Here is an 18,684-nt window from a genome sequence, read left to right as displayed (position 1 = left end):
CTGTCTCCGAGAAGTGGAGAGACGTTCGCCGCCGGATAGGCGGCTGAGAGATGAGCGTTTTACGCAGTGGCGCTGCTCCGTATGTTCGCCGCCGGATAGGCGGCTGAGAGAAAGATGCGCGCCATGACGATTGGGGGGCTTTGGTTCGCCGCCGGATAGGCGGCTGAGAGACAGATCCCGCTCCGCATGCATGCGCTGCTGCCGTTCGCCGCCGGATAGGCGGCTGAGAGAACTCGTTAAACCGGTTTCTGAACTTTGCCAGCGTTCGCCGCCGGATAGGCGGCTGAGAGAGACTTGAGGCGGCGCGGCGGCACCCGGGTGTTGTTCGCCGCCGGATAGGCGGCTGAGAGACAATACGCGCCTAACGGTATGTTCACCACACGTTCCTGCGCTGTTTTGCAGGAAACTGCGAGGTAACCAAAACACCTGCTTTTGAGATGCTTCGCTAAATATTTGATTTTAAAGGAAATCTGGAGGAGAGGAAGGGATTCGAACCCTCGAGACCCTTCCGGGCCTACTCCCTTAGCAGGGGAGCGCCTTCGACCACTCGGCCACCTCTCCAGTAAGGCTCGTTTACGGATTATCGACAGTCGTTTCAAGCCTTTTTTCGACTTTCCACAAAGGCGAGCGAAAAACACTGCGTACGGCCGGTGATCCAGCATCTTGAAAGGCCACAAGCGCGGTTGGGTTTTGTTGGGGCAAGAGTGCTGAGGCCGTGGGAGTGTTCATCGGAACAAGGCTTTGGGCGCCCCTCAGGATCGGCTGGCGGCGTCGATCCGTGTGCGGCATGCCTGAAATACTGGTGAGTGTCCTTGGCCCCCGGTGGGCTTCTCTCGAGCATTTCACTGGAATGTGCGTTTGAGGCACGCCCTTTCCCGGGACTGCATGTTTACGAAGCGGAAGGTGATGGCGTATCGTCGCCTTCCAGGTTGGAAGGGGTGTGCCCTCCCAACACTGTTTTTTGTCATCAGGTGAGGCCTGCCATGACCTTAGCCGCTACAGACGCAAAGTCAGCATATCAAGGCCGTGATCGAAGCCACGGGGTCTGCGGATGCGCCGACACGCTCACGCGTGGCTGCGGCCTGGGTCCGATCTCTTGTCAAGCATGGGCTTGATCCGTCGGTTCGCCCGGCGCGGGGCGAGTCCGTTGTCTGCGACTTCGCCCAACGCCAGATGCGGCTGGAACAGGTTCTGCGGTTGGCCTCCTCGCAACTGGATCAGCTTTACACTTTGGTAGGGCACTCTGGATGTGGAGTCTTTCTCACGGATTCCGATGGCGTTGTTCTGGAAGAGCGCAGTGCGGAGGCTGATGCGGAAGCTTTTCGCACCTGGGGGCTGTGGCCCGGCCGCGACTGGAGCGAAGCTGCGGAAGGCACCAATGGAATTGGCACCTGTCTGGAAGAGCAAAGGCATGTGATCATTGACAGGAACGAGCATTTCTTCGCCTGCAACACCAGCATGACCTGCATTGACGCGCCTATCTATGGCCCGGATGGACGCATCATGGCGGCGCTGGATGTCTCGTCTGCGCGTGCCGATCACACCCAGGCGGTGCATGGCATGATTGCAGCCCTTGTCTCGCAGACAGCGCGGCGTATCGAGGCGGAGACATTTCGGGCAGCCTTTCCGGGGCGACGCATTGTCGTGGCAGGCGGCTTGCTCCCGGATACGACAGCCCTGCTGGCCGTCGACAATGATGACGTGGTGGTCGGTGCAACGCGCGGCGCGCGCAAGGCCTTTGATCTGGCTTTGACCGGGCCGCTTTCGGCCATTCCCGCTTCGGACCTGCTTGGCAGGGGCGATGCCAACAGCGGATTTCAGCGGGCAGAGCAGGCGGCTGTGGCGCGCGCGCTGGCCCGGTCTGGCGGCAATGTTTCCAAGGCTGCGACAGCTCTCGGCGTTGGGCGCGCCACCTTGTATCGCCGCATGAAGCGGTTGGGCATTCGTCAAAAAGACGCCTGACATGTCTCACAGGTGAGACACTTTTCAAGCAGGGTCTTTGTGCGCTGGCAGACAAGGCGATATCTCCCGTGCATGGTTTCCTCAAGTCTGGTTGGAGGACTGGACGATATGGGAGGAAATCATGAACGAGATGCCCAAGGTGAGTGGCTTGCTGAAGTCACCCTTCAAAACCCGCTACGATAATTTTATCGGAGGCCAGTTTGTCCCGCCGAAGAATGGTCGCTACTTCGACAACACGACACCAATCACTGGTGCGGTGATCAACGAGATTGCGCGGTCGGATGCCGACGATATCAATCTGGCGCTGGATGCGGCACACAAGGCCAAGGATGGTTGGGGCGCAACATCGCCAACGGACCGGGCGACCGCTCTGTTGAAAATCGCCGACATCATTGAGGATAATCTTGAGCTGCTGGCCACCTGCGAAGCCTGGGACAATGGCAAAGCCATTCGGGAAACCATGGCCGCGGACTTGCCATTGGCGGCAGATCATTTCCGCTATTTTGCCTCCGTGCTTCGGGCGCAGGAAGGCGGGATCAGCGAGATTGACGGGGATACGGTCGCCTATCACTTCCACGAGCCTTTGGGCGTTGTGGGGCAGATCATTCCCTGGAATTTCCCACTGCTGATGGCGGCCTGGAAAATGGCCCCGGCGCTTGCTGCGGGCAATTGTCTGGTGCTGAAGCCGGCCGAACAGACCCCGGCCACCATTATGGTCTTTGCCGAATTGGTGGCAGATATCTTGCCTGCTGGTGTGCTGAATATCGTCAATGGATTTGGTCTGGAAGCTGGAAAGCCTCTGGCGCAAAGCCCGCGTATCGCCAAGATCGCTTTCACCGGAGAGACCACCACCGGGCGGCTGATCATGCAATATGCGACGGAAAACCTGATCCCCGTGACGCTGGAACTGGGGGGCAAGTCTCCCAACATCTTCCACAAGGATGTGATGCAGGAAGACGATGCCTTCTTTGACAAGGCGATTGAAGGCTTTGTGCTTTTCGCCCTCAATCAGGGAGAGGTTTGCACCTGTCCCAGTCGTGCGCTCATTCATGAAGACATCTATGATGCGTTCATGGAACGGGCCTTGGCGCGCACCAAGGCAATCGTCATGGGGGATCCGCGGGCCACTGAAACCATGATGGGCGCGCAGGCGTCCAGCGAGCAAAAGGAGAAGATCCTCTCGTATTTCGACATCGGTCGCCAGGAAGGGGCCGAAGTGTTGACGGGCGGCGCGGCTGCCGATCTTGGTGGCGAGTTGTCTGGTGGCTATTACATTCAGCCGACGATCTTGCGCGGGCATAACAAGATGCGCGTCTTTCAGGAGGAAATCTTCGGTCCTGTTGTGTCAGTGACGACCTTCAAGGACGAGGACGACGCGCTGGAGATTGCCAATGACACACTCTATGGCCTGGGTGCCGGGGTATGGTCGCGCAACGCCAACACCTGCTATCGCTTTGGCCGCGCCATCAAGGCAGGGCGCGTCTGGGTCAACAATTATCACGCCTATCCGGCGCATGCGGCCTTCGGTGGCTACAAGCAATCCGGGATCGGACGTGAAAATCACAAGATGATGCTCGACCACTATCAACAAACCAAAAATATGCTGGTCAGCTACAATCCCAACAAACTGGGGTTCTTCTAAGAGGCACCTGTGCACGTGCATCGACCGACCACACGGCGTTCATGCTCACCCGCAATGAACGCGCATCAAGAAGCGCGGTGGCCACATTTGGTCACCGCGTCTTTTCACATTTCCATTCCGATGCAGGAGGTTTGACATGACCGATACCCCTATATCCTGTGTCACGGATGAGGAGCTGCCTGCGGGGGCGGACGGCTTTTGCCGTGTGACCGCAACCCAGGCTGCGCGAGATCTGATTGCTGAAATTCGAGCGGATCATGGAGACATCATGTTTCATCAGTCCGGTGGGTGCTGCGACGGCTCGTCGCCGATGTGCTACCCGAAGGACGAATTCAAACTCGGCGCGAGTGATGTCTGTCTTGGCGAAGTTGAGGGGGCGAAAGTCTATATTTCGGGACCGCAATTTCAGGCATGGAAACACACGCAACTCATTCTCGACGTGGTTCCGGGGCGGGGCGGCATGTTCAGCCTTGATAATGGTCGTGAGCAACGGTTCCTGACACGCTCTCGCGTTTTGACATCGCAGGAAGAAGACGCCTTGGCTGCATTGGACTGAGTCGTCAGACCGATTCTGACAGCTTCAGATTAGTCCTGTTGTTTCGGCCCAGACTACGCGACACGTCAGGTGTGCGGAAAAACGCGCCCGTCAAACAGTTTGCGGGTGGTGCGCATGGTTCCGGCGCGGTGCACTCGCCCGGCATCATCGCGCTCAATCAGAACGTTGGCGGCTCCAGAGGGATGCTCGATCAGAAACCGCGTGTCATCCGGCAAACTGGCCATCTCTGCGGCAGGTGATCCTTGCAAGGTGCAGGCGGTGGCCACGCTGACGGCTGCAAAGACACCGATCGTGGCATGGCAACGGTGTGGAATGAAGGAGCGTGTACTGATAACGCCGCCATCACTTGCAGGCGACACAAGTGTCATTTTCGGCACCGATTTTTCGCTGACATCGCCAAGGTTCATCAGCGGTCCTGCTTTCAGGCGCAGGGCTTCAAGCGTTTGCTTGAGGGCGTCGTTGCCATCGAGAATTTCACGAGTTTCTGTTCCGGTAATGCCGACGTCACTGGCACGAAGCACCACAATGGGCATACCGTTGTCGATCAGCGTGCAGTCTATGTCGTTGATGCGATCAACGACATTTCCAGTCGGCAAAAGCGCGCCGCACATCGACCCGGCAACATCATCAAACATCAGCGAAACAGGCGCATGGTGGCCGGGAACACCGTCGATTGCCGCAGCTCCCCGATAGGTGACACGACCATTGGGGGTCTGGATCAACGCAATCGAGCGTTCGCCGCTGTTCACCATATGAATGCGGATTTCCGTTTCGTCGCCCTGCACCGGAAGAAGGCCTCGCTCTATGGCGAAGGGACCTACCCCTGCCAGAATGTTGCCGCAGCCCTGAGCGTCAGAGACAAGCGCCTGATCCACGAAGACTTGCAGAAACAGATAATCAAGATCAGCATCCGGTCTGGACGAAAGGCTGACGATGCCGACCTTGGACGTGAGCGGATCTGCACCGCCTATGCCGTCGATCTGATTGGGGTCGGGACTGCCCATGATGGACAAGAGCACCGCATCACGGGTTTTTATATCCTCTGGCAGATCACTTGCCAGAAAGTAGGCACCTTTTGACGTGCCACCGCGCATCCACAGGCAGGGAATGCCCGTGTCGGCGAACTCGTCGAGACGTTCAGATGCAGGGGGCATGTGCGTTGGCTCCGTCCAAAAGTCGTCAAGGGTGCCTGCCGGTCTTCCAACCCGTTGCGCAGGAAGTGAAATGCGCATTGGGATAGAAGACCGGTAGATGTCAAATGTACTTCAGGCCTTTTTCGGCAAGGCGAGGGCGCATCTCGTAAATATCGATCCCCAGTTCACCGGCTTCCAGGCTGTTTGCGCTTCATTTCTTCATTGGCGAGACGCTGGTTGGCCTTTTCCAGCACCTCTTCGGCTTCGGCTCGTTTCACGACCACGACGCCATCGTCATCGGCACAGATGATGTCACCCGCTTCGATCTGCTGGCCGGCGCAGACAATGGGAACATTGACCGAGCCGAGAGTTTCCTTGACCGTGCCCTGGGCGGAGATCGCTTTGGACCAGACCGGGAAGTTCATCTGCTTGAGATCGGCAATATCGCGAACGCCACCGTCGATAATCAATCCGCGGCAGCCGTGCGCCTGAGCCGAGGTTGCCAGCAGGTCGCCGAAATAGCCATTGTCGCAAGGCGAGGTCGGAGCGAGGACGAGAATATCGCCTTCCTTCAACTGCTCGATGGCCACATGGATCATCCAGTTGTCGCCGGGAGGAGCGGAAATCGTGACGGCCGAGCCAGCGATTTTGGCACCGGGATAAATCGGACGCATGTGTGCGGCAAGGCAACCTTTGCGCCCCTGCGCTTCATGCACGGTGGCGACACCTGCTTCGCCAAGAGCGTCAATGATGGGCTGGGGCGCGCGCTGGATGTTCTGGACGACGACGGCCATGGAAAACTCCTTATGTTTTATGCTTTTTCGACGGGGGGCGTTCCATGTGTATGGAAGCTCTCGATGGTCTTGAGGCCCTAGCGCCTGACCTTTTTTACGCTCAGTCTCGCTCCAGACCACGGGTTCCCAATCCGGCGCCAGGATCAGGCGCGCACCGGCATTTGCCAGTTCAACGCGGTTGCCTGCAGGCTCCCAGACGTAGAGAAAGAAGGTGTTCTGGATGGCGTGCTTGTGCGGACCTGTTTCGATGTGGACGCCGTTTTCCAGAAAGATGTCGGCGGCGCGCAAAATGTCCTCGCGCTGATCGCAGGCATAGGTCACGTGGTGCAGGCGGGCATCTCCACGACCATGCTCTTCCGTGCAGGCAAGATCGTAAGACTTGTTGTTGATCGTGAACCAGCAACCGCCTATGCGGCCATTGTCGAGCTGGATCATCTCGGTGACGCGCGATCCTAGAGCAGGTTTCCATGAACCGGCGAAACTCGGTGACATCGGAGGCAAGCAGGTTCACATGGTCAAGGCGGCGGGGATGGCAGCCGACACCGTGGAACCGGCTGGCATTGTTTTTCAACGCTGGGCGATCATGGTCGCCGGGGGTGTATTTCACCGTGTCGTAATAGAGTTCAAAGACGTGGCCGAATGGGTCTTCAAAGCGAAAGGCGCGACCGTGCCCGAGATCGCCGTTGACCCAGCCGAGGGTCTTGAAATCAGAGGCTTCGATGGCAGCGACGCGGCGGTCCAGCGCCTCTGGTGACGCACAGCGGTAGCCAATATGACCGACGCCGGTTGTGTGCGACCGCGTCAGTTTCAGTGTATGGAATTCGTAATCATCCCAGAGCACGCAAATAGGCAGATGTGTCGTCTTGACCACTAACTGTCAGCCCATAAACTTCGGTAAAGAAGGTCAGGCTCTCGTCAAACTTGTTGGTGTACATCTCAACGTGGCCGAGATGGGCAACATCGAACGAGGGATTAGTGGGGTGTGTGGTCATTCGAAAAGATCTCCTCCTGGGCGCGTTTGGCGTGGCACTTGGCTTTAAGCAGGCAGAAGAGCAGAAAATGCCAGCAGCCTTGCGCCAGATCACCGTGAGTTTGCTTGTCGCTCGTGCAGGTCTTTCACGGACAGAGCCTCTCGTGTCACGCGAAAGCAAGCAAAATGTCACGACGCCTGTGCGTCCGATTTCTCATGCAAAGCGGCAGGTCTGCGGGATGCGCAGGCCTGCCGGATCCGGACTTAAAGTTCGTCCACCGTGCGCGGGAAGATCGACTGAAACCCTTCCGCATACTGGCTTTCGCGGCCACCGGACTGACCACCCGAGTTGCGACGGAAATGGTTGCCACGGTTTTCCGCGACGTTGGTATAGTAGTGCCAGAGGTGCTGCTGACCTTCCATGCATTCAATGGCGGCGCGCTTCTTTTCCCAGACAGGGGTGATGTCGAGGAAGGTATCAGGCTTCCAGCCCATCTGTTCGGTTTGATGCGGCTCAAACAGGTAGAGCTGCGGCGCGCCGAGCACTTTTTCACTCGGGTTGTGGCCCCACGCCTGAGCGATCATGCGTGCTTCCAGAGCAATCTGGGTCGTGTACATATGATCCGTGTTGTAGGGGTCATATTGCGAATGGCTGAGCATGAAGGATGGCTGCACCTTGCGGATCAGTTCGACGAGCTTGAACTTGTCATCCTTTTCGAGATGCAGCGGATAGTCGCCCAGATCGAAACAGGCGAGATCATGCACACCGAGGGCCTTGGCCGCATTCTCGGCTTCTTTGTGTCGGACGCGTTTGACTTCGTCCAATGTCATGCCGTCCTGCTTCCAGAGCTTGGCGCTTTCGCCGCGCTCTCCAAAAGACAGGCAGGCCACCGTGACTTCATAGCCCATGCTGGCATGCAGGGCGATTGCGCCGCCACAGCGCCAAACGAAGTCAGCAGCATGAGCGCTGATGACCAGAGCCGTTTTTTTCGTGCTCATCGTGATCCTCCAAGACGTGTTGGCGACACTAGGCACCCGATGGGCACGGCGGGCAATTTAGAAAGGTCTTCCCCTATATAAGTTCAAGCTATCGCTTCTTGGAAAGAGGTGACGAACGCGCGACATTTCTCCAAGCTGCGGAGGAGGATAGCATGCGAGGGAGTGAACAGAAGGCGAGGCTGGCGTTCGTTGGTTTTGGTGAGGCAGCACAGGCCTTTGCAGAGGGCTTTGGCTTTGCGCATTGCGCTGGCTTTCAAGCCTTTGATGTGAAACTTGAGGATGCGGACCAGGCCTCCGCCCTGACCGCGAGAGCACAGGCTCTTGGGATCGAGTTGACCACCCGCGACAAGGCTTTGGGGCAGGCGGACTTTGTCTTTTCTCTGGTGACGGCCGATCAGGCGGTGCAGGCAGCGGAGCAATCCGCGCCCTATCTTAAGGGGGAGCATTCTGGTTCGACTGCAACAGTTGTTCCCCGCACAGCAAACGCGTTGCCGCACAGGCGATCGAGGCTGCCGGGGGGCGGTATATCGATACAGCCGTCATGTCGCCGGTGTACCCGCGCAGGCATCAGACGCCTTTGCTTCTGGCAGGGCAGGATATTGAAGATGCAGTGCTTTTTCTAAATACCATGGATTTCAACTTCCGGGTCGTCGGGCCACGGGTTGGAGACGCCTGTGCCATCAAGATGGTCCGCTCGATCATGATCAAGGGCATGGAGGCGCTGACGGCCGAATGCATGCTGGCGGCGCGCCGTGCCGGGGTGGAAGAGGATGTGATCGGTTCGCTGGTGAAATCCAATCCGGAAATCGACTGGCCAACGCGCTCCAGCTATAATTTGGAGCGGATGATGCAGCATGGTGTGCGCCGGGCGGCAGAAATGCGCGAGGTTGAAGCGACTGTGCGAGAGCTTGGCTTGCCCTCTGGTATGTCATCGGCAATCGGCGATTGGCAACAGCTGATCGGTAATTTGCGGGTGAGTGCCGATGACGATGATCTGAGGACACGCATGGATGCAATTCTGGCCGCCCTGGCGATGCGCACAGAGCCGAGCTGATAGTCGGAATGTCTTCTTTCGGGCGGGGCGGCTGAATGTTCAACGGACTGGCATATTCAGCATTTCGGGTATAAGGAAAGGGTCCAGCCCGCCCGTGCGTCGGTGATGACCTGCGGAAGAGATATGTCTGTGGCTGTGGCAGGACACCGCAGTATGATCAGTTCCAATTTAAGACATTTGCGCGTTTTCCTGGCCGTTGCGGACACAGGGTCGATTACCCAGGCGGCGGACCGTTGCCTGGTGTCGCAACCTGCCGTGACGCAGGCAATTTCCAAATTGGAAAAAACAGCGGCGCTGCCCCTCTTCCTGAGGCGACCACAAGGGTTCTTTCTGACAGAGGCGGGGCGGAGACTGGAAGCGCGTATTCGCCGCTCCATCACGCTATTGGATACCACGCTTTGCGATATTTCTCCGCGCTTGCAAATCACGGCAACGCGCGCTCAATTGCAGGCCCTGATCGCTTCTGCTGAAGCACAGAATTTTTCTCTGGCCGCCCGTCATCTGGGGATCTCGCAACCTACCGTTCACCGTGCCGTTAGTCAGCTTGAGTATGAGGCCGGCCGGTCGCTGTTCCAGCGTAGTCACTACGGCGTTCTGCCAACGCAATTGTGTACCGCTCTTGCCCGCAGCGCTCGACTGGCTTTTCTGGAATTGGAGCAGGCAGAGGCAGAATTGGCAGATCTGCGCGGGCAGGAGGTCGGCACGATTGTGATCGGAGCACTGCCTCTGTCACGTTCGTTTGTTCTGCCGAAAGCATTGACGGCGTTTCGACGCCAGCGCCCCAGATTGCCGGTGAAGGTGCTCGACGGCCCTTATGACGAGTTGCTGCGCGGGGTTCGGCGTGGTGACATCGACTTCATAATTGGTGCCTTGCGCGATCCCGCGCCCATTGAAGATGTGATTCAGGAACCGTTGTTTGAAGATGATCTGGTGTTGCTGTCCGCCAACGATCATCCCTTTTTGAAATCCGGGGGCCGTCCGCAAGTTTCAGACCTTGCGGAAAAGGCCTGGCTGGTGCCGCGTGAAGGCACGCCAGCGCGTCAGCACTTCAACGCGCTCTTCGAGGATGAGGGGCTAACCCGGCCAGACAGCATTATCGAAACCGGCTCCATCATTCTCATGCGGGAGATGCTGTTCGATCACGGAACGCTGGCTTGTATCTCGCGCTTGCAGGCCTTGCCCGAGATCGAAAGGGGGCTGGTCAGCGTGTTGCCGGTCCGTGTCGGCAATTCATTTCGTCAGATTGGACTGACCTTCCGCGAGGGCTGGTTGCCCACGCCTGCGCAGCTGTTGTTGTTGGACAGCATCCGTGCCGTTTCACTTCCTAAAGACATGGCTATAGCCTGAAATTATATAAGTTCTGGTGCTTTCTATTGGTCGGGGGGCGGCCATGCATGGAACCTGAAAGCGTGATTTCGTCTTCGGGGGTGGGAGACCTCCGTTTGCAAAATTTGGGAGGTATTATGACTATTCGTTTGACACTTGCAGCCCTTGGACTGGGGCTTTGCCTTGCCTCGACTGCGGCATCTGCAGAGCAATTGAAATTTGCCAATTACATGCCTGCGGGCCATCCGTATGTTTCTTCAACATTCAAGCCTTTTGCTGATCAGGTTGCCAAGGCGACCGATGGCAAGGTGACGGTCAAGCTTTACAATGGCGGTGAATTGGGATCTGGGCCGGTTGAGCAATATTCCCGCGTTCTGGATGGTGTGTCCGAGTTGGCTGTCAGCCTGCTAGGGTACACTGCCTCCAACTTTCCGCTGACACTGCTGTCGGAACTTCCCGGTCTGCTGGATGAAAAGACAGGCACGACCGAGTTGGACAATCATCTCGATCTGTTCAAGTCGGAATACCGTCGCGCGCATCTGGTGGCCTTGTGGTCCAATGCAGAGAACATTCTCTTTACTCGTGACACGGCCGTGCATACGCCGTCCGATCTGCATGGGCTGAAGATCCGTGTGCCATCCCGCAATACCGGTCTTCTGGTCGAGGCACAGGGCGGTCTGCCGGTGTCGATGCCTGTGTCCGAGATTTACAACGCCATGCAAACGGGTGTGATCGACGGAGCGATGATCGACGGCACGGGTATCAATGCCTTCAAGCTGGGTGAAGTCGCCAACTATATCACCATGGGCATGAAGACGACCATTTCGCCGTTCTTCATTCTGATGAACCGGGATGCTTACAAGAACCTCAGTGAAGCCGAAAAGAAGGCGATTGATGAAGCCGGTCATCAGGCCGCCATCGATGGGCACGATAGCCAGCTTCGTGTGGCCGCCAAGGGCATCAAGGGGTTTGCCGACAGCAAGGGCAAGACCGTGATCCGGCTCGATGCAGATCAGGCAAAAGCGTTCAACACGCTGGCGGAAAAGGTCATTCCAGAAGCCGTCAAGGCAACGGGCGGACCTGCACAAAAGATCGTCGATACCTTGAAGGCGAACTGATTTCATGATCTCGGACAAAACACCGGCCTGGTTGACATGGTTCAACCGGGCCTCCCTCGCACTGGCGACGTTTGCCGGTCTGTTTCTGGTTCTGACGCTGGCCCTGATCTTTGTCGGCGTGATCTCGCGCTATTTGTTCGGTGCGCCCATCCTGGGCATCAACGAGATCGTGCAGCTGAGTTCAGTGGCCGTTGTCATGCTTGCCTTGCCCTATTGCACGGCGCGCGAAGGCCATGTGCGTGTTGATGTTCTGGATGGCTTCATTGGCCGTTGGGGGCGTTTCTTTGGTGATATCCTGTCTCGCGTGCTGTCCGCAGTGGTTCTGGCCGTGCTGGTTCAGCGCTCGTTTGACAAGGCACTGGATGCGCATGAGTGGGGAGATGCAACCAACATGCTCAACCTGCCGCTTTGGCCATTTTACGGATTTGTAACGTTGGGCATGTCGCTGTGCATTCTCGTGCTCGCCGTGCAGATTCTTGTTCTCTTTCGTCATCCAGGGGCGCAGCCATGACAACAATTTCCATCGGGTTGATTGGTATTGCAGTCCTGTTTCTGTTGATGATCCTACGCACGCCAGTGGCGTTTGCTATGCTGGTGGTCGGGTATTTCGGCTTGTGGATTCTGGAAGGGGGCCGTGCGGCAGGCGGCGTCGTGCTGACAGAAAGCTATTCGGCGGTTTCCAGCTATTCTCTCATCGTCGTGCCGATGTTCATTCTTTTGGGCAATATCTCGTCGGCGGCAGGCTTTTCGCGGGGGCTTTATGATGCGGCCTTCGCCTGGGTGGGGCGGTTTCGCGGCGGTCTGGCCTCTGCCTCCATTCTCGGCTGTGCGGTGTTCTCGGCCGTTTCAGGGTCGTCGGTGGCGACTGCGGTGACCATCGGCAAAGTGGCTTTGCCAGAAATGAAGCGTCTGGGCTATGGTGACAGCTTGTCGACGGGGGCAATTGCTGCTGGCGGCACACTTGGATTTCTGATCCCGCCCTCCACCGGTTTCGTTCTTTATGCAATTTTGACGCAGGAATCGGTCGGGCGCCTGTTTATGGCCGGCATTCTGCCCGGTGCTCTGCTGATGGGCCTGTTTATCCTGACGGTTTGGCTGATCAGCCTGCGCACCCCAGAGGCCGGGCCGCGCGGCGAAATCGTGCCTATGCGCCAAAGGTTTCGCGTTCTTCTACGGGCGCTGCCTCTTATGGTCATCATCGTACTGTCGATTGGTGGCATCTACGTGGGGGTCTTCACGCCTGTGGAAGCCTCTGCGATTGGCGCTGGCCTCGTTATTCTGCTGGCCTTTGCCATGCGCGCCATCGGCTTTGCGCAGTTTCGGGATGCAGTTCTGGAGACCATCAAGACCTCCGCCATGCTCTATATGATCGTGATCGGGGCCAATGTGTTGAACCCGTTTCTGGCGGTGACCCACATTCCGGAAACACTGGGACAGTCGCTTGTTGGTATGGGACTTGGGCCTTATGGCACGCTGGCGGTGATCATTGCCGCCTATATCGTGCTTGGCATGTTCCTCGATGGCCTGTCGATGCTTGTGGTGACGATCCCCATCGTGTTTCCCGTTATCCAGCAGGTTGGGTTTGACCCGATCTGGTTCGGTGTTGTGGCAGTGATCGTCATTGAAATGGGCATGATCACACCTCCGGTCGGACTGAACGTATTTGTCGTCAAGGGCGTTGCCGACAATGTGCCTATGGCCAGTGTCTTTCGTGGGGTGATGCCGTTTCTGCTGGCGATGATCGTCGGCCTGCTTCTGATCATTGCCTTTCCGCAAATCGCATTGCTGATCCCCAACACCATGTTCAATTAGCCAAGGCGTCTGTCTGGTTGTTGGGCGAACCGAAATAAGAAGAGGGCCGTGGCAGCAATGTCATGGCCCTTTTTGCAAGATCTATGGTGTGGTGGGGTGACTGACGGGGCTCGCCGTCAGGAAATAGGTCGGTATTCGCTGGCCAGCAGAGACATTCTGTCAGTTGGATAGCTGGCGTTGGCAGGCACATCCGTGATCAGCAGCGTCTCTGTGGTGCCGGCCTGCGCCAGAATGGAGGCATCGGGTCCTGCCATCAGCGACAATCCACCGAATTCGAGATGCGCTTCGTTACCGCAATAATTGGCGTACACAATGGTCACGGCGTTTTCATGGGCGCGTGCAGGAACCAGTGTTCCCTGAACGTGTTCAAAACCTTTGGGATTGGCCGTGGGCACCAGAATGATGTCTGCCCCACGCGCAGCCAGTGCGGCAGAGTGACCCGGAAATTCCACGTCGTAACAGACCAGAAGGCCGACCTTGCGCTGTTTGAAGTCAAAAATGGGAGGCGGCACATCGTCAGGCTGAAAGACAGCCTTTTCCAGCGGACCATAAAGCTGGATCTTGCGATAATGTGCCAGAAGAGTGCCGTTTGCAGCGAAAGCTGACGCCGAATTATACAGCGTCTCACCGACACGTTCTGCCCAGCCCAACGTCAGACCGCAGCCGGTCGCCGCAGTCAGTTTGCGCAGGGTGTCCATCCATACGCCGTTCAGATCCTGCGCCAGAGATCTGTGCAGGTCCGGTCGGTTATAGCCGGGCAGCAGCAACTCGGGACATACCAGCATATCAGCACCTGCCGCCGCTGCGGCCGTCAGATACCGTTCAAGCCGGGCAAACATGCCGTTGATGTTTCCATTCGCCGGCAGTCCTTGATAAAGAGCGAGTTTCAAACCGGGTCTCCCACTGGGCATCTGGCCAGACAATGCCATAGCTCATAGGGTGATCCAACATCAACCGGGCTGGTGCTGACGACATTTGCCCGGTCTTTGATATGTATGAGTAATTTCTGTCGCCGGGAGAGCCGCTATGACACAGATGACTGCCTTTGGTCCTGACTTCCCCTTTGCCTATGACGATTGGCTGGATCATTCGCAGGGGCTTGGGAGCATTCCCGCTGACAGTCATGGCAAGCAGGTGGCCGTCATCGGGGCGGGGGCTGCCGGTGTGGTGGCGGGGCACGAGCTGATGAAGCTGGGCCTGCGACCGGTGCTGTATGAAGCCGGTAAATTTGGGGGGCGGCTGCGTTCGGAAACCTTCGAGGGCACCAAAGATGTGATTGCCGAACTGGGCGGAATGCGGTTTCCCGTCTCTGGTCGGGCGTTTTATCATTATGTCGATCTGGTCGGGGCAGAGACTGAGCCCTTTCCCAATCCGCTGACCAAGGCGGCGGGCTGGACCGCGATTGATCTGGAGAGCGAGACGCATTTTGCGCAAAGTGCCGAAGATCTGCCGGAGATCTATCAGGAGGTCGCGCGCGCCTATGCAGAAGCATTGGAGGAAGGGGCCAACTTTTCGGCCCTGCAAGATGCGATCCGGACCAAGGACGCAAAGCGGATCAAGGAGCTTTGGAACCCGATTGTTCATGCCTGGGATGAACGGACCTTCTATGATTTCATCGTCGCCTCGGATGCTTTTCAGAAATTGAGCTACCGCCACCGCGAAATTTTCGGTCAGGTTGGCTTTGGTACGGGCGGCTGGGACAGTGATTTTCCCAATTCCATGCTCGAAATCCTGCGTGTCAATCTGTGCGAACTGGATGACCACCAGCGCTATGTCAAAGGTGGCGTGTCACAGGTGTTGCACCGTTTGTGGCGACAGACTGCGCACTGCGCCTATTGGCCGGAGGGCACGACCCTGTCCAGTCTTAACGGCGGGGCAACGCGTGGTCGTGCGGTAAAGATCTGGCGCGAGGATGAGGATCAGATCGCGGTGACGGACTGCTGGGGCCGCAAGGATCTGTATGAGGCGGTTCTGGTGACCTGCCAAAGCCATCTTCTGACTACATCCATTGAAACCGATGAAGCTTTGTTCGATCAGAAACTCTGGATGGCGCTGGACCGGACCCGCTATATGCAGGCGGCCAAGACCTTTGTAATGGTGGATCGACCGTTCTGGAAGGATGAAGATCCTGAGACGGGGCTGCCGCAGATGTGCATGACGCTGACTGATCGTATTACGCGCGGCACCTATTTCTTTGATTACGGCCCGGATCGTCCCGCAGCGATCTGCCTGTCTTATTCCTGGATGACGGACGCGCTGAAGGTTTTGCCGCATTCGGCGGAAAAACGCGTTGAACTGGCCCTGTCGGCTTTGAAGCAGATCTATCCAAAAGTGGATATTGCCAGCCATATTCGCGGCAATCCAATTTGCGTCAGTTGGGAGGCGGACGAGAACTTTCTCGGAGCGTTCAAGGGCGCCTTGCCAGGTCATTATCGCTACAATCTGCGCATGTTCCGACATTTCGTGCAAAGAGATATGCCATCGCGGGAGCAAGGCATTTTTCTGGCTGGGGATGGCGTCAGCTGGACACCCGCATGGGTGGAAGGCGCGGTGCAATCTGCGCTCAATGCCGTGTGGGGGGTGATGGCCCATTTTGGCGGGACGAGTTCTGCGAATAATCCGGGGCCGGGCGATCTTTATGACGAGATCGGACCTATCCCGCTGGACTGACGCGCCTGTTATCCGTGCCTTGGGACAATCGGTCGCGCTGCGTGAGGTTTTGCCGTAACCCCATGGTTTCTGCCTTTTGTTGCTTCCTGGAATTCGGCGCGCGCGGGGTGCGACGGAATGCACCGTTGATCACGCTCACGCTCTGGATTTATCGGAGAGGGGGCAGGCGCGACAGTCCTCCGGGGTGCTGGCCTTGCTTTCGTGATGTCCAGATCAACACGGGTGTGCTTCATGTCCAGGCTTCCGCTTTCCTATGCTTTGCGCAAGGTTCCGCGCTACACCAGCTATCCAACGGCGCCGCATTTTTCTGATAGCGTGACGTCGCAGACTTATGGCGAGTGGTTGCAGTCCCTGTCTGCGGCGGACAGCCTGTCGTTGTATCTGCATGTGCCGTTTTGCCGGGATCTTTGCCATTACTGCGGCTGTACGACGAAGGCCACACGACAGGACCAGCCCTTGCAGCGTTATGCTGCTACCTTGCAGGCGGAGATTGCACTGGTGGCACAGCAGATTGGGCAAGCCGGACCGGTACGGCATATCCATTGGGGAGGTGGTACGCCGGGGCTGTTGCCAACGCAGTGCTTCCGCGATCTGGTGGATGCATTGCAGGCCGCTTTCGCGTTTGCGCCTGATCTGGAACATGCCATCGAACTTGATCCGCGGTACGTGACGCCGCAGCTTGTCGCAACGCTGAAGGATATCGGCGTCACGCGCGCAAGTCTTGGCGTGCAGGATCTCAACCCGCAGGTGCAGATGCTTATCGGACGGGTGCAGCCGCTTACGGTGGTCGAGCGCGCTGTTGATCTGCTGCAGGATGCCGGGGTCACTGATCTGAATTTTGACCTGATGTATGGCCTGCCGGGTCAAAGTGTCGAGACGGTTCTCGACAGCATTGCCGAGAGCGTGGCGTTGAAGCCGGGGCGCATTGCCTTTTTTGGCTATGCGCATGTCCCCTGGATGAAGGCGCATCAAAAGCTGATTGACGAAACGCTGTTGCCTGATGCGAAAGCGCGGCTTGCCATCTCGGAGGCCGGACGTACCGCGCTGGTTGAGGCCGGGTACTGCCAGATTGGTCTCGATCACTTCGCCAGTGCCGGATGACAGCATGGCGATTGCCCTGAACGAGGGCGATCTTCACCGCAATTTTCAAGGTTACACGACGGATCAGGGGCAGGAACTGATTGGCCTGGGATGTTCGTCCATCGGCCGTTTGTCGCGCGGCTATGTACAAAATATCAGTGATGTGGCGGGCTGGCGCCGGGCGGTAGAGGCGGGCGCCCTGCCGGTTGCGCGTGGACTGCCTTTGAGCCGAGATGACCTGATGCGAGGTCGGATCATTGAAGATGTCATGACCGCTCACGCCTGTGATCTGCGCCAGGTCAGGGCAACTTTCGGCGCGCCTGCGAGTGTACTTGCCGGGTCGATGCTGAGACTGGAAGAGCTTGAAGACGATGGTCTGGTGCATGTGGCTGACGAGCATCTTCAGGTGACAGAGAGGGGGCGGCCCTATGTTCGTCTGGTGGCCGCCGCCTTTGATGCCTACCTGCAACCCGATGTGGCGCTGGTTAAGCGTCACTCGGTTGCTGTCTGACAGCCTTAGTCGTCACGCGGTTCAGCCATCCTTGTAGTGATAGCTGTAACCGTTGAGAGCAGGCGCACCGCCAAGGTGGGCATAAAGAATGCGTGATCCTTCAGGGAAGAAGCCCTTCCGGGTCAGGTCGATCAGGCCTTGCATGGATTTACCCTCATAGACTGGATCGGTGATCATGGCCTCGGTGCGGGCTGCCAATCGGATGGCTGCATTGGTTTCTTCTGAAGGCACACCGTAGGCGGGATAGGCGTAATCTTCCAGGATGACGATTTCGTCGTCGCGAACCATACGACCTAGCTCCACGACCGAGGCGGTCTGGTCGACAATCTGGCGCACCTGCGCTCGCGTCTGCTCGGGTGTGCCGGAGGCATCAATGCCGATGACACGGTCGGCGCGGTCCTGTGCGGCAAAGCCGACGATCATGCCACCTTGTGTTGAGCCGGTGACGACACAGACGATGATATAGTCGAATTTGAACCCAAGGTCGGTTTCCTGAGCGGCAACTTCCTCTGCAAAGCCGACGTATCCCAGTCCGCCATATTTGTGCACCGAGGCACCTGCCGGGATCGGATAGGGCGTGCCGCCCGCTTCCTTGACCGACTGAATGGCGTCCTGCCAGCTTTGACGAATGCCAATGTCGAAGCCGTCTTCCACCAGACGGCTGTCGGCGCCCATCAACCGTGTCATCTGGATGTTGCCGACGCGATCGTACACAGCATCGTAATGCGGCACCCAGTTTTCCTGGACGACGACGCATTTCATACCGAGCTTCGCGGCTGCGGCGGCCACCTGACGGGTGTGATTGGACTGGACCCCGCCAATGGAAACAAGCGTGTCGGCTCCGCTGGCAATGGCGTCGGGTAGAATATACTCAAGCTTGCGCAGCTTGTTGCCGCCCATGGCAAGACCGGAATTGCAATCGTCACGCTTGGCATAGATTTGTACGTTGTTGCCAAGCGCTTCAGTCAGGCGCGGCAAATGCTCGATGGGCGTTGGGCCGAAGGTCAGCGGGGTGCGTTCGAATTTGCTGAGAAGCGACATGAAATTTCCTTTTGGT

Annotated in this window: 16 protein-coding genes, 1 tRNA gene, 2 pseudogenes and 1 CRISPR repeat array (1 of these 20 cut by a window edge); of the genes and pseudogenes, 12 read left to right on the top strand and 7 right to left on the bottom strand. The window is 57.7% G+C overall.

Translation table 11 applies throughout. From position 1 onward, the window contains the following. Positions 1-351: direct repeats of the CRISPR family, unit length 28 nt; unit sequence GTTCGCCGCCGGATAGGCGGCTGAGAGA; it reaches 1,836 nt to the left of the window's first position. Between the two features lie 120 nt (positions 352-471). Next, positions 472-561, bottom strand: a tRNA-Ser gene (locus AC0L7U_RS03185). Between the two features lie 465 nt (positions 562-1,026). On the opposite strand from AC0L7U_RS03185, the gene AC0L7U_RS03180 reads away from it, so the two are divergent. The 3 genes from AC0L7U_RS03180 to AC0L7U_RS03170 all read left to right on the top strand — a co-directional run bounded on the left by AC0L7U_RS03180 (position 1,027) and on the right by AC0L7U_RS03170 (position 4,160). Then, entirely contained in the window at positions 1,027-1,962 is a 936-nt protein-coding gene (locus AC0L7U_RS03180) for a helix-turn-helix domain-containing protein (RefSeq protein WP_473693759.1), read from the top strand. A 121-nt stretch (positions 1,963-2,083) separates the two neighbouring features. Beyond that, complete coding sequence (gene adh, locus AC0L7U_RS03175; protein WP_473693757.1) at positions 2,084-3,604, top strand: aldehyde dehydrogenase; 1,521 nt, start codon at positions 2,084-2,086, stop codon at positions 3,602-3,604. A 136-nt stretch (positions 3,605-3,740) separates the two neighbouring features. Further along, positions 3,741-4,160 (top strand): DUF779 domain-containing protein, encoded by a 420-nt coding sequence (locus tag AC0L7U_RS03170; protein WP_473693755.1) that lies wholly within the window; start codon positions 3,741-3,743, stop codon positions 4,158-4,160. A 65-nt stretch (positions 4,161-4,225) separates the two neighbouring features. Here AC0L7U_RS03170 and AC0L7U_RS03165 read toward each other — a convergent pair whose 3' ends face one another. The 4 genes and pseudogenes from AC0L7U_RS03165 to AC0L7U_RS03150 all read right to left on the bottom strand — a co-directional run bounded on the left by AC0L7U_RS03165 (position 4,226) and on the right by AC0L7U_RS03150 (position 8,056). Then, positions 4,226-5,314 carry a 4-oxalomesaconate tautomerase gene (locus tag AC0L7U_RS03165; protein ID WP_473693753.1) on the bottom strand — a complete coding sequence of 363 codons (1,089 nt, stop codon included), beginning with the start codon at positions 5,312-5,314 and terminating at the stop codon, positions 4,226-4,228. Positions 5,315-5,414: 100 nt separating this feature from the next. Continuing rightward, positions 5,415-6,087, bottom strand: a pseudogene (locus tag AC0L7U_RS03160) (4-carboxy-4-hydroxy-2-oxoadipate aldolase/oxaloacetate decarboxylase). Positions 6,088-6,104: 17 nt separating this feature from the next. Further along, positions 6,105-7,079 (bottom strand): annotated as a pseudogene (locus AC0L7U_RS03155) (VOC family protein). A 242-nt stretch (positions 7,080-7,321) separates the two neighbouring features. Continuing rightward, complete coding sequence (locus AC0L7U_RS03150) at positions 7,322-8,056, bottom strand: PIG-L deacetylase family protein (RefSeq protein WP_473693751.1); 735 nt, start codon at positions 8,054-8,056, stop codon at positions 7,322-7,324. A 152-nt stretch (positions 8,057-8,208) separates the two neighbouring features. Between AC0L7U_RS03150 and AC0L7U_RS03145 the strand changes: the two genes are divergently transcribed. From AC0L7U_RS03145 to AC0L7U_RS03120, 6 genes are all read left to right on the top strand, one after another. After that, positions 8,209-8,679 carry a hypothetical protein gene (locus AC0L7U_RS03145; protein ID WP_473693749.1) on the top strand — a complete coding sequence of 157 codons (471 nt, stop codon included), beginning with the start codon at positions 8,209-8,211 and terminating at the stop codon, positions 8,677-8,679. Then, positions 8,667-9,110, top strand: coding sequence for a DUF1932 domain-containing protein (locus AC0L7U_RS03140; RefSeq protein WP_473693747.1), 444 nt, complete (start codon positions 8,667-8,669; stop codon positions 9,108-9,110). Before AC0L7U_RS03145 ends, AC0L7U_RS03140 begins: the two co-directional genes overlap by 13 nt. 153 nt (positions 9,111-9,263) lie before the next feature. Continuing rightward, complete coding sequence (locus AC0L7U_RS03135) at positions 9,264-10,457, top strand: LysR family transcriptional regulator (RefSeq protein ID WP_473693745.1); 1,194 nt, start codon at positions 9,264-9,266, stop codon at positions 10,455-10,457. A gap of 116 nt (positions 10,458-10,573) precedes the next feature. Next, positions 10,574-11,554, top strand: coding sequence for a TRAP transporter substrate-binding protein (locus tag AC0L7U_RS03130; RefSeq protein ID WP_473693743.1), 981 nt, complete (start codon positions 10,574-10,576; stop codon positions 11,552-11,554). 4 nt (positions 11,555-11,558) lie between these two features. Beyond that, positions 11,559-12,065, top strand: a complete 507-nt coding sequence (locus AC0L7U_RS03125; protein ID WP_473693741.1) for a TRAP transporter small permease — start codon at positions 11,559-11,561, stop codon at positions 12,063-12,065. Next, a complete protein-coding gene (locus AC0L7U_RS03120) occupies positions 12,062-13,366 on the top strand; it encodes a TRAP transporter large permease (RefSeq protein ID WP_473693739.1) in 1,305 nt (434 codons plus the stop codon). The genes AC0L7U_RS03125 and AC0L7U_RS03120 overlap by 4 nt, the downstream gene beginning before the upstream one ends. A 116-nt stretch (positions 13,367-13,482) precedes the next feature. Here the strand turns inward: AC0L7U_RS03120 and AC0L7U_RS03115 are convergent, their stop codons facing one another. Then, a complete protein-coding gene (locus tag AC0L7U_RS03115; protein WP_473693737.1) occupies positions 13,483-14,256 on the bottom strand; it encodes a carbon-nitrogen hydrolase family protein in 774 nt (257 codons plus the stop codon). A gap of 136 nt (positions 14,257-14,392) precedes the next feature. Here AC0L7U_RS03115 and AC0L7U_RS03110 point away from each other — a divergent pair, with 136 nt between their 5' ends. The 3 genes from AC0L7U_RS03110 to AC0L7U_RS03100 all read left to right on the top strand — a co-directional run bounded on the left by AC0L7U_RS03110 (position 14,393) and on the right by AC0L7U_RS03100 (position 17,627). Then, positions 14,393-16,036 (top strand): flavin monoamine oxidase family protein, encoded by a 1,644-nt coding sequence (locus AC0L7U_RS03110; RefSeq protein WP_473693735.1) that lies wholly within the window; start codon positions 14,393-14,395, stop codon positions 16,034-16,036. A 231-nt stretch (positions 16,037-16,267) separates the two neighbouring features. Continuing rightward, complete coding sequence (locus AC0L7U_RS03105; RefSeq protein ID WP_473693733.1) at positions 16,268-17,137, top strand: radical SAM protein; 870 nt, start codon at positions 16,268-16,270, stop codon at positions 17,135-17,137. Between the two features lie 4 nt (positions 17,138-17,141). Then, entirely contained in the window at positions 17,142-17,627 is a 486-nt protein-coding gene (locus AC0L7U_RS03100; protein WP_473693731.1) for a hypothetical protein, read from the top strand. Positions 17,628-17,648: 21 nt separating this feature from the next. Here AC0L7U_RS03100 and AC0L7U_RS03095 read toward each other — a convergent pair whose 3' ends face one another. Further along, positions 17,649-18,668 (bottom strand): 1-aminocyclopropane-1-carboxylate deaminase, encoded by a 1,020-nt coding sequence (locus tag AC0L7U_RS03095; protein ID WP_473693729.1) that lies wholly within the window; start codon positions 18,666-18,668, stop codon positions 17,649-17,651. Positions 18,669-18,684: the final 16 nt, after the last annotated feature.

It is taken from the genome of Roseibium sp. 10G30-5, assembly GCF_055809635.1.
The sequence above is the reverse complement of the archived record's forward strand: the minus strand, read 5'-3'. Positions and strand labels throughout refer to the sequence as shown.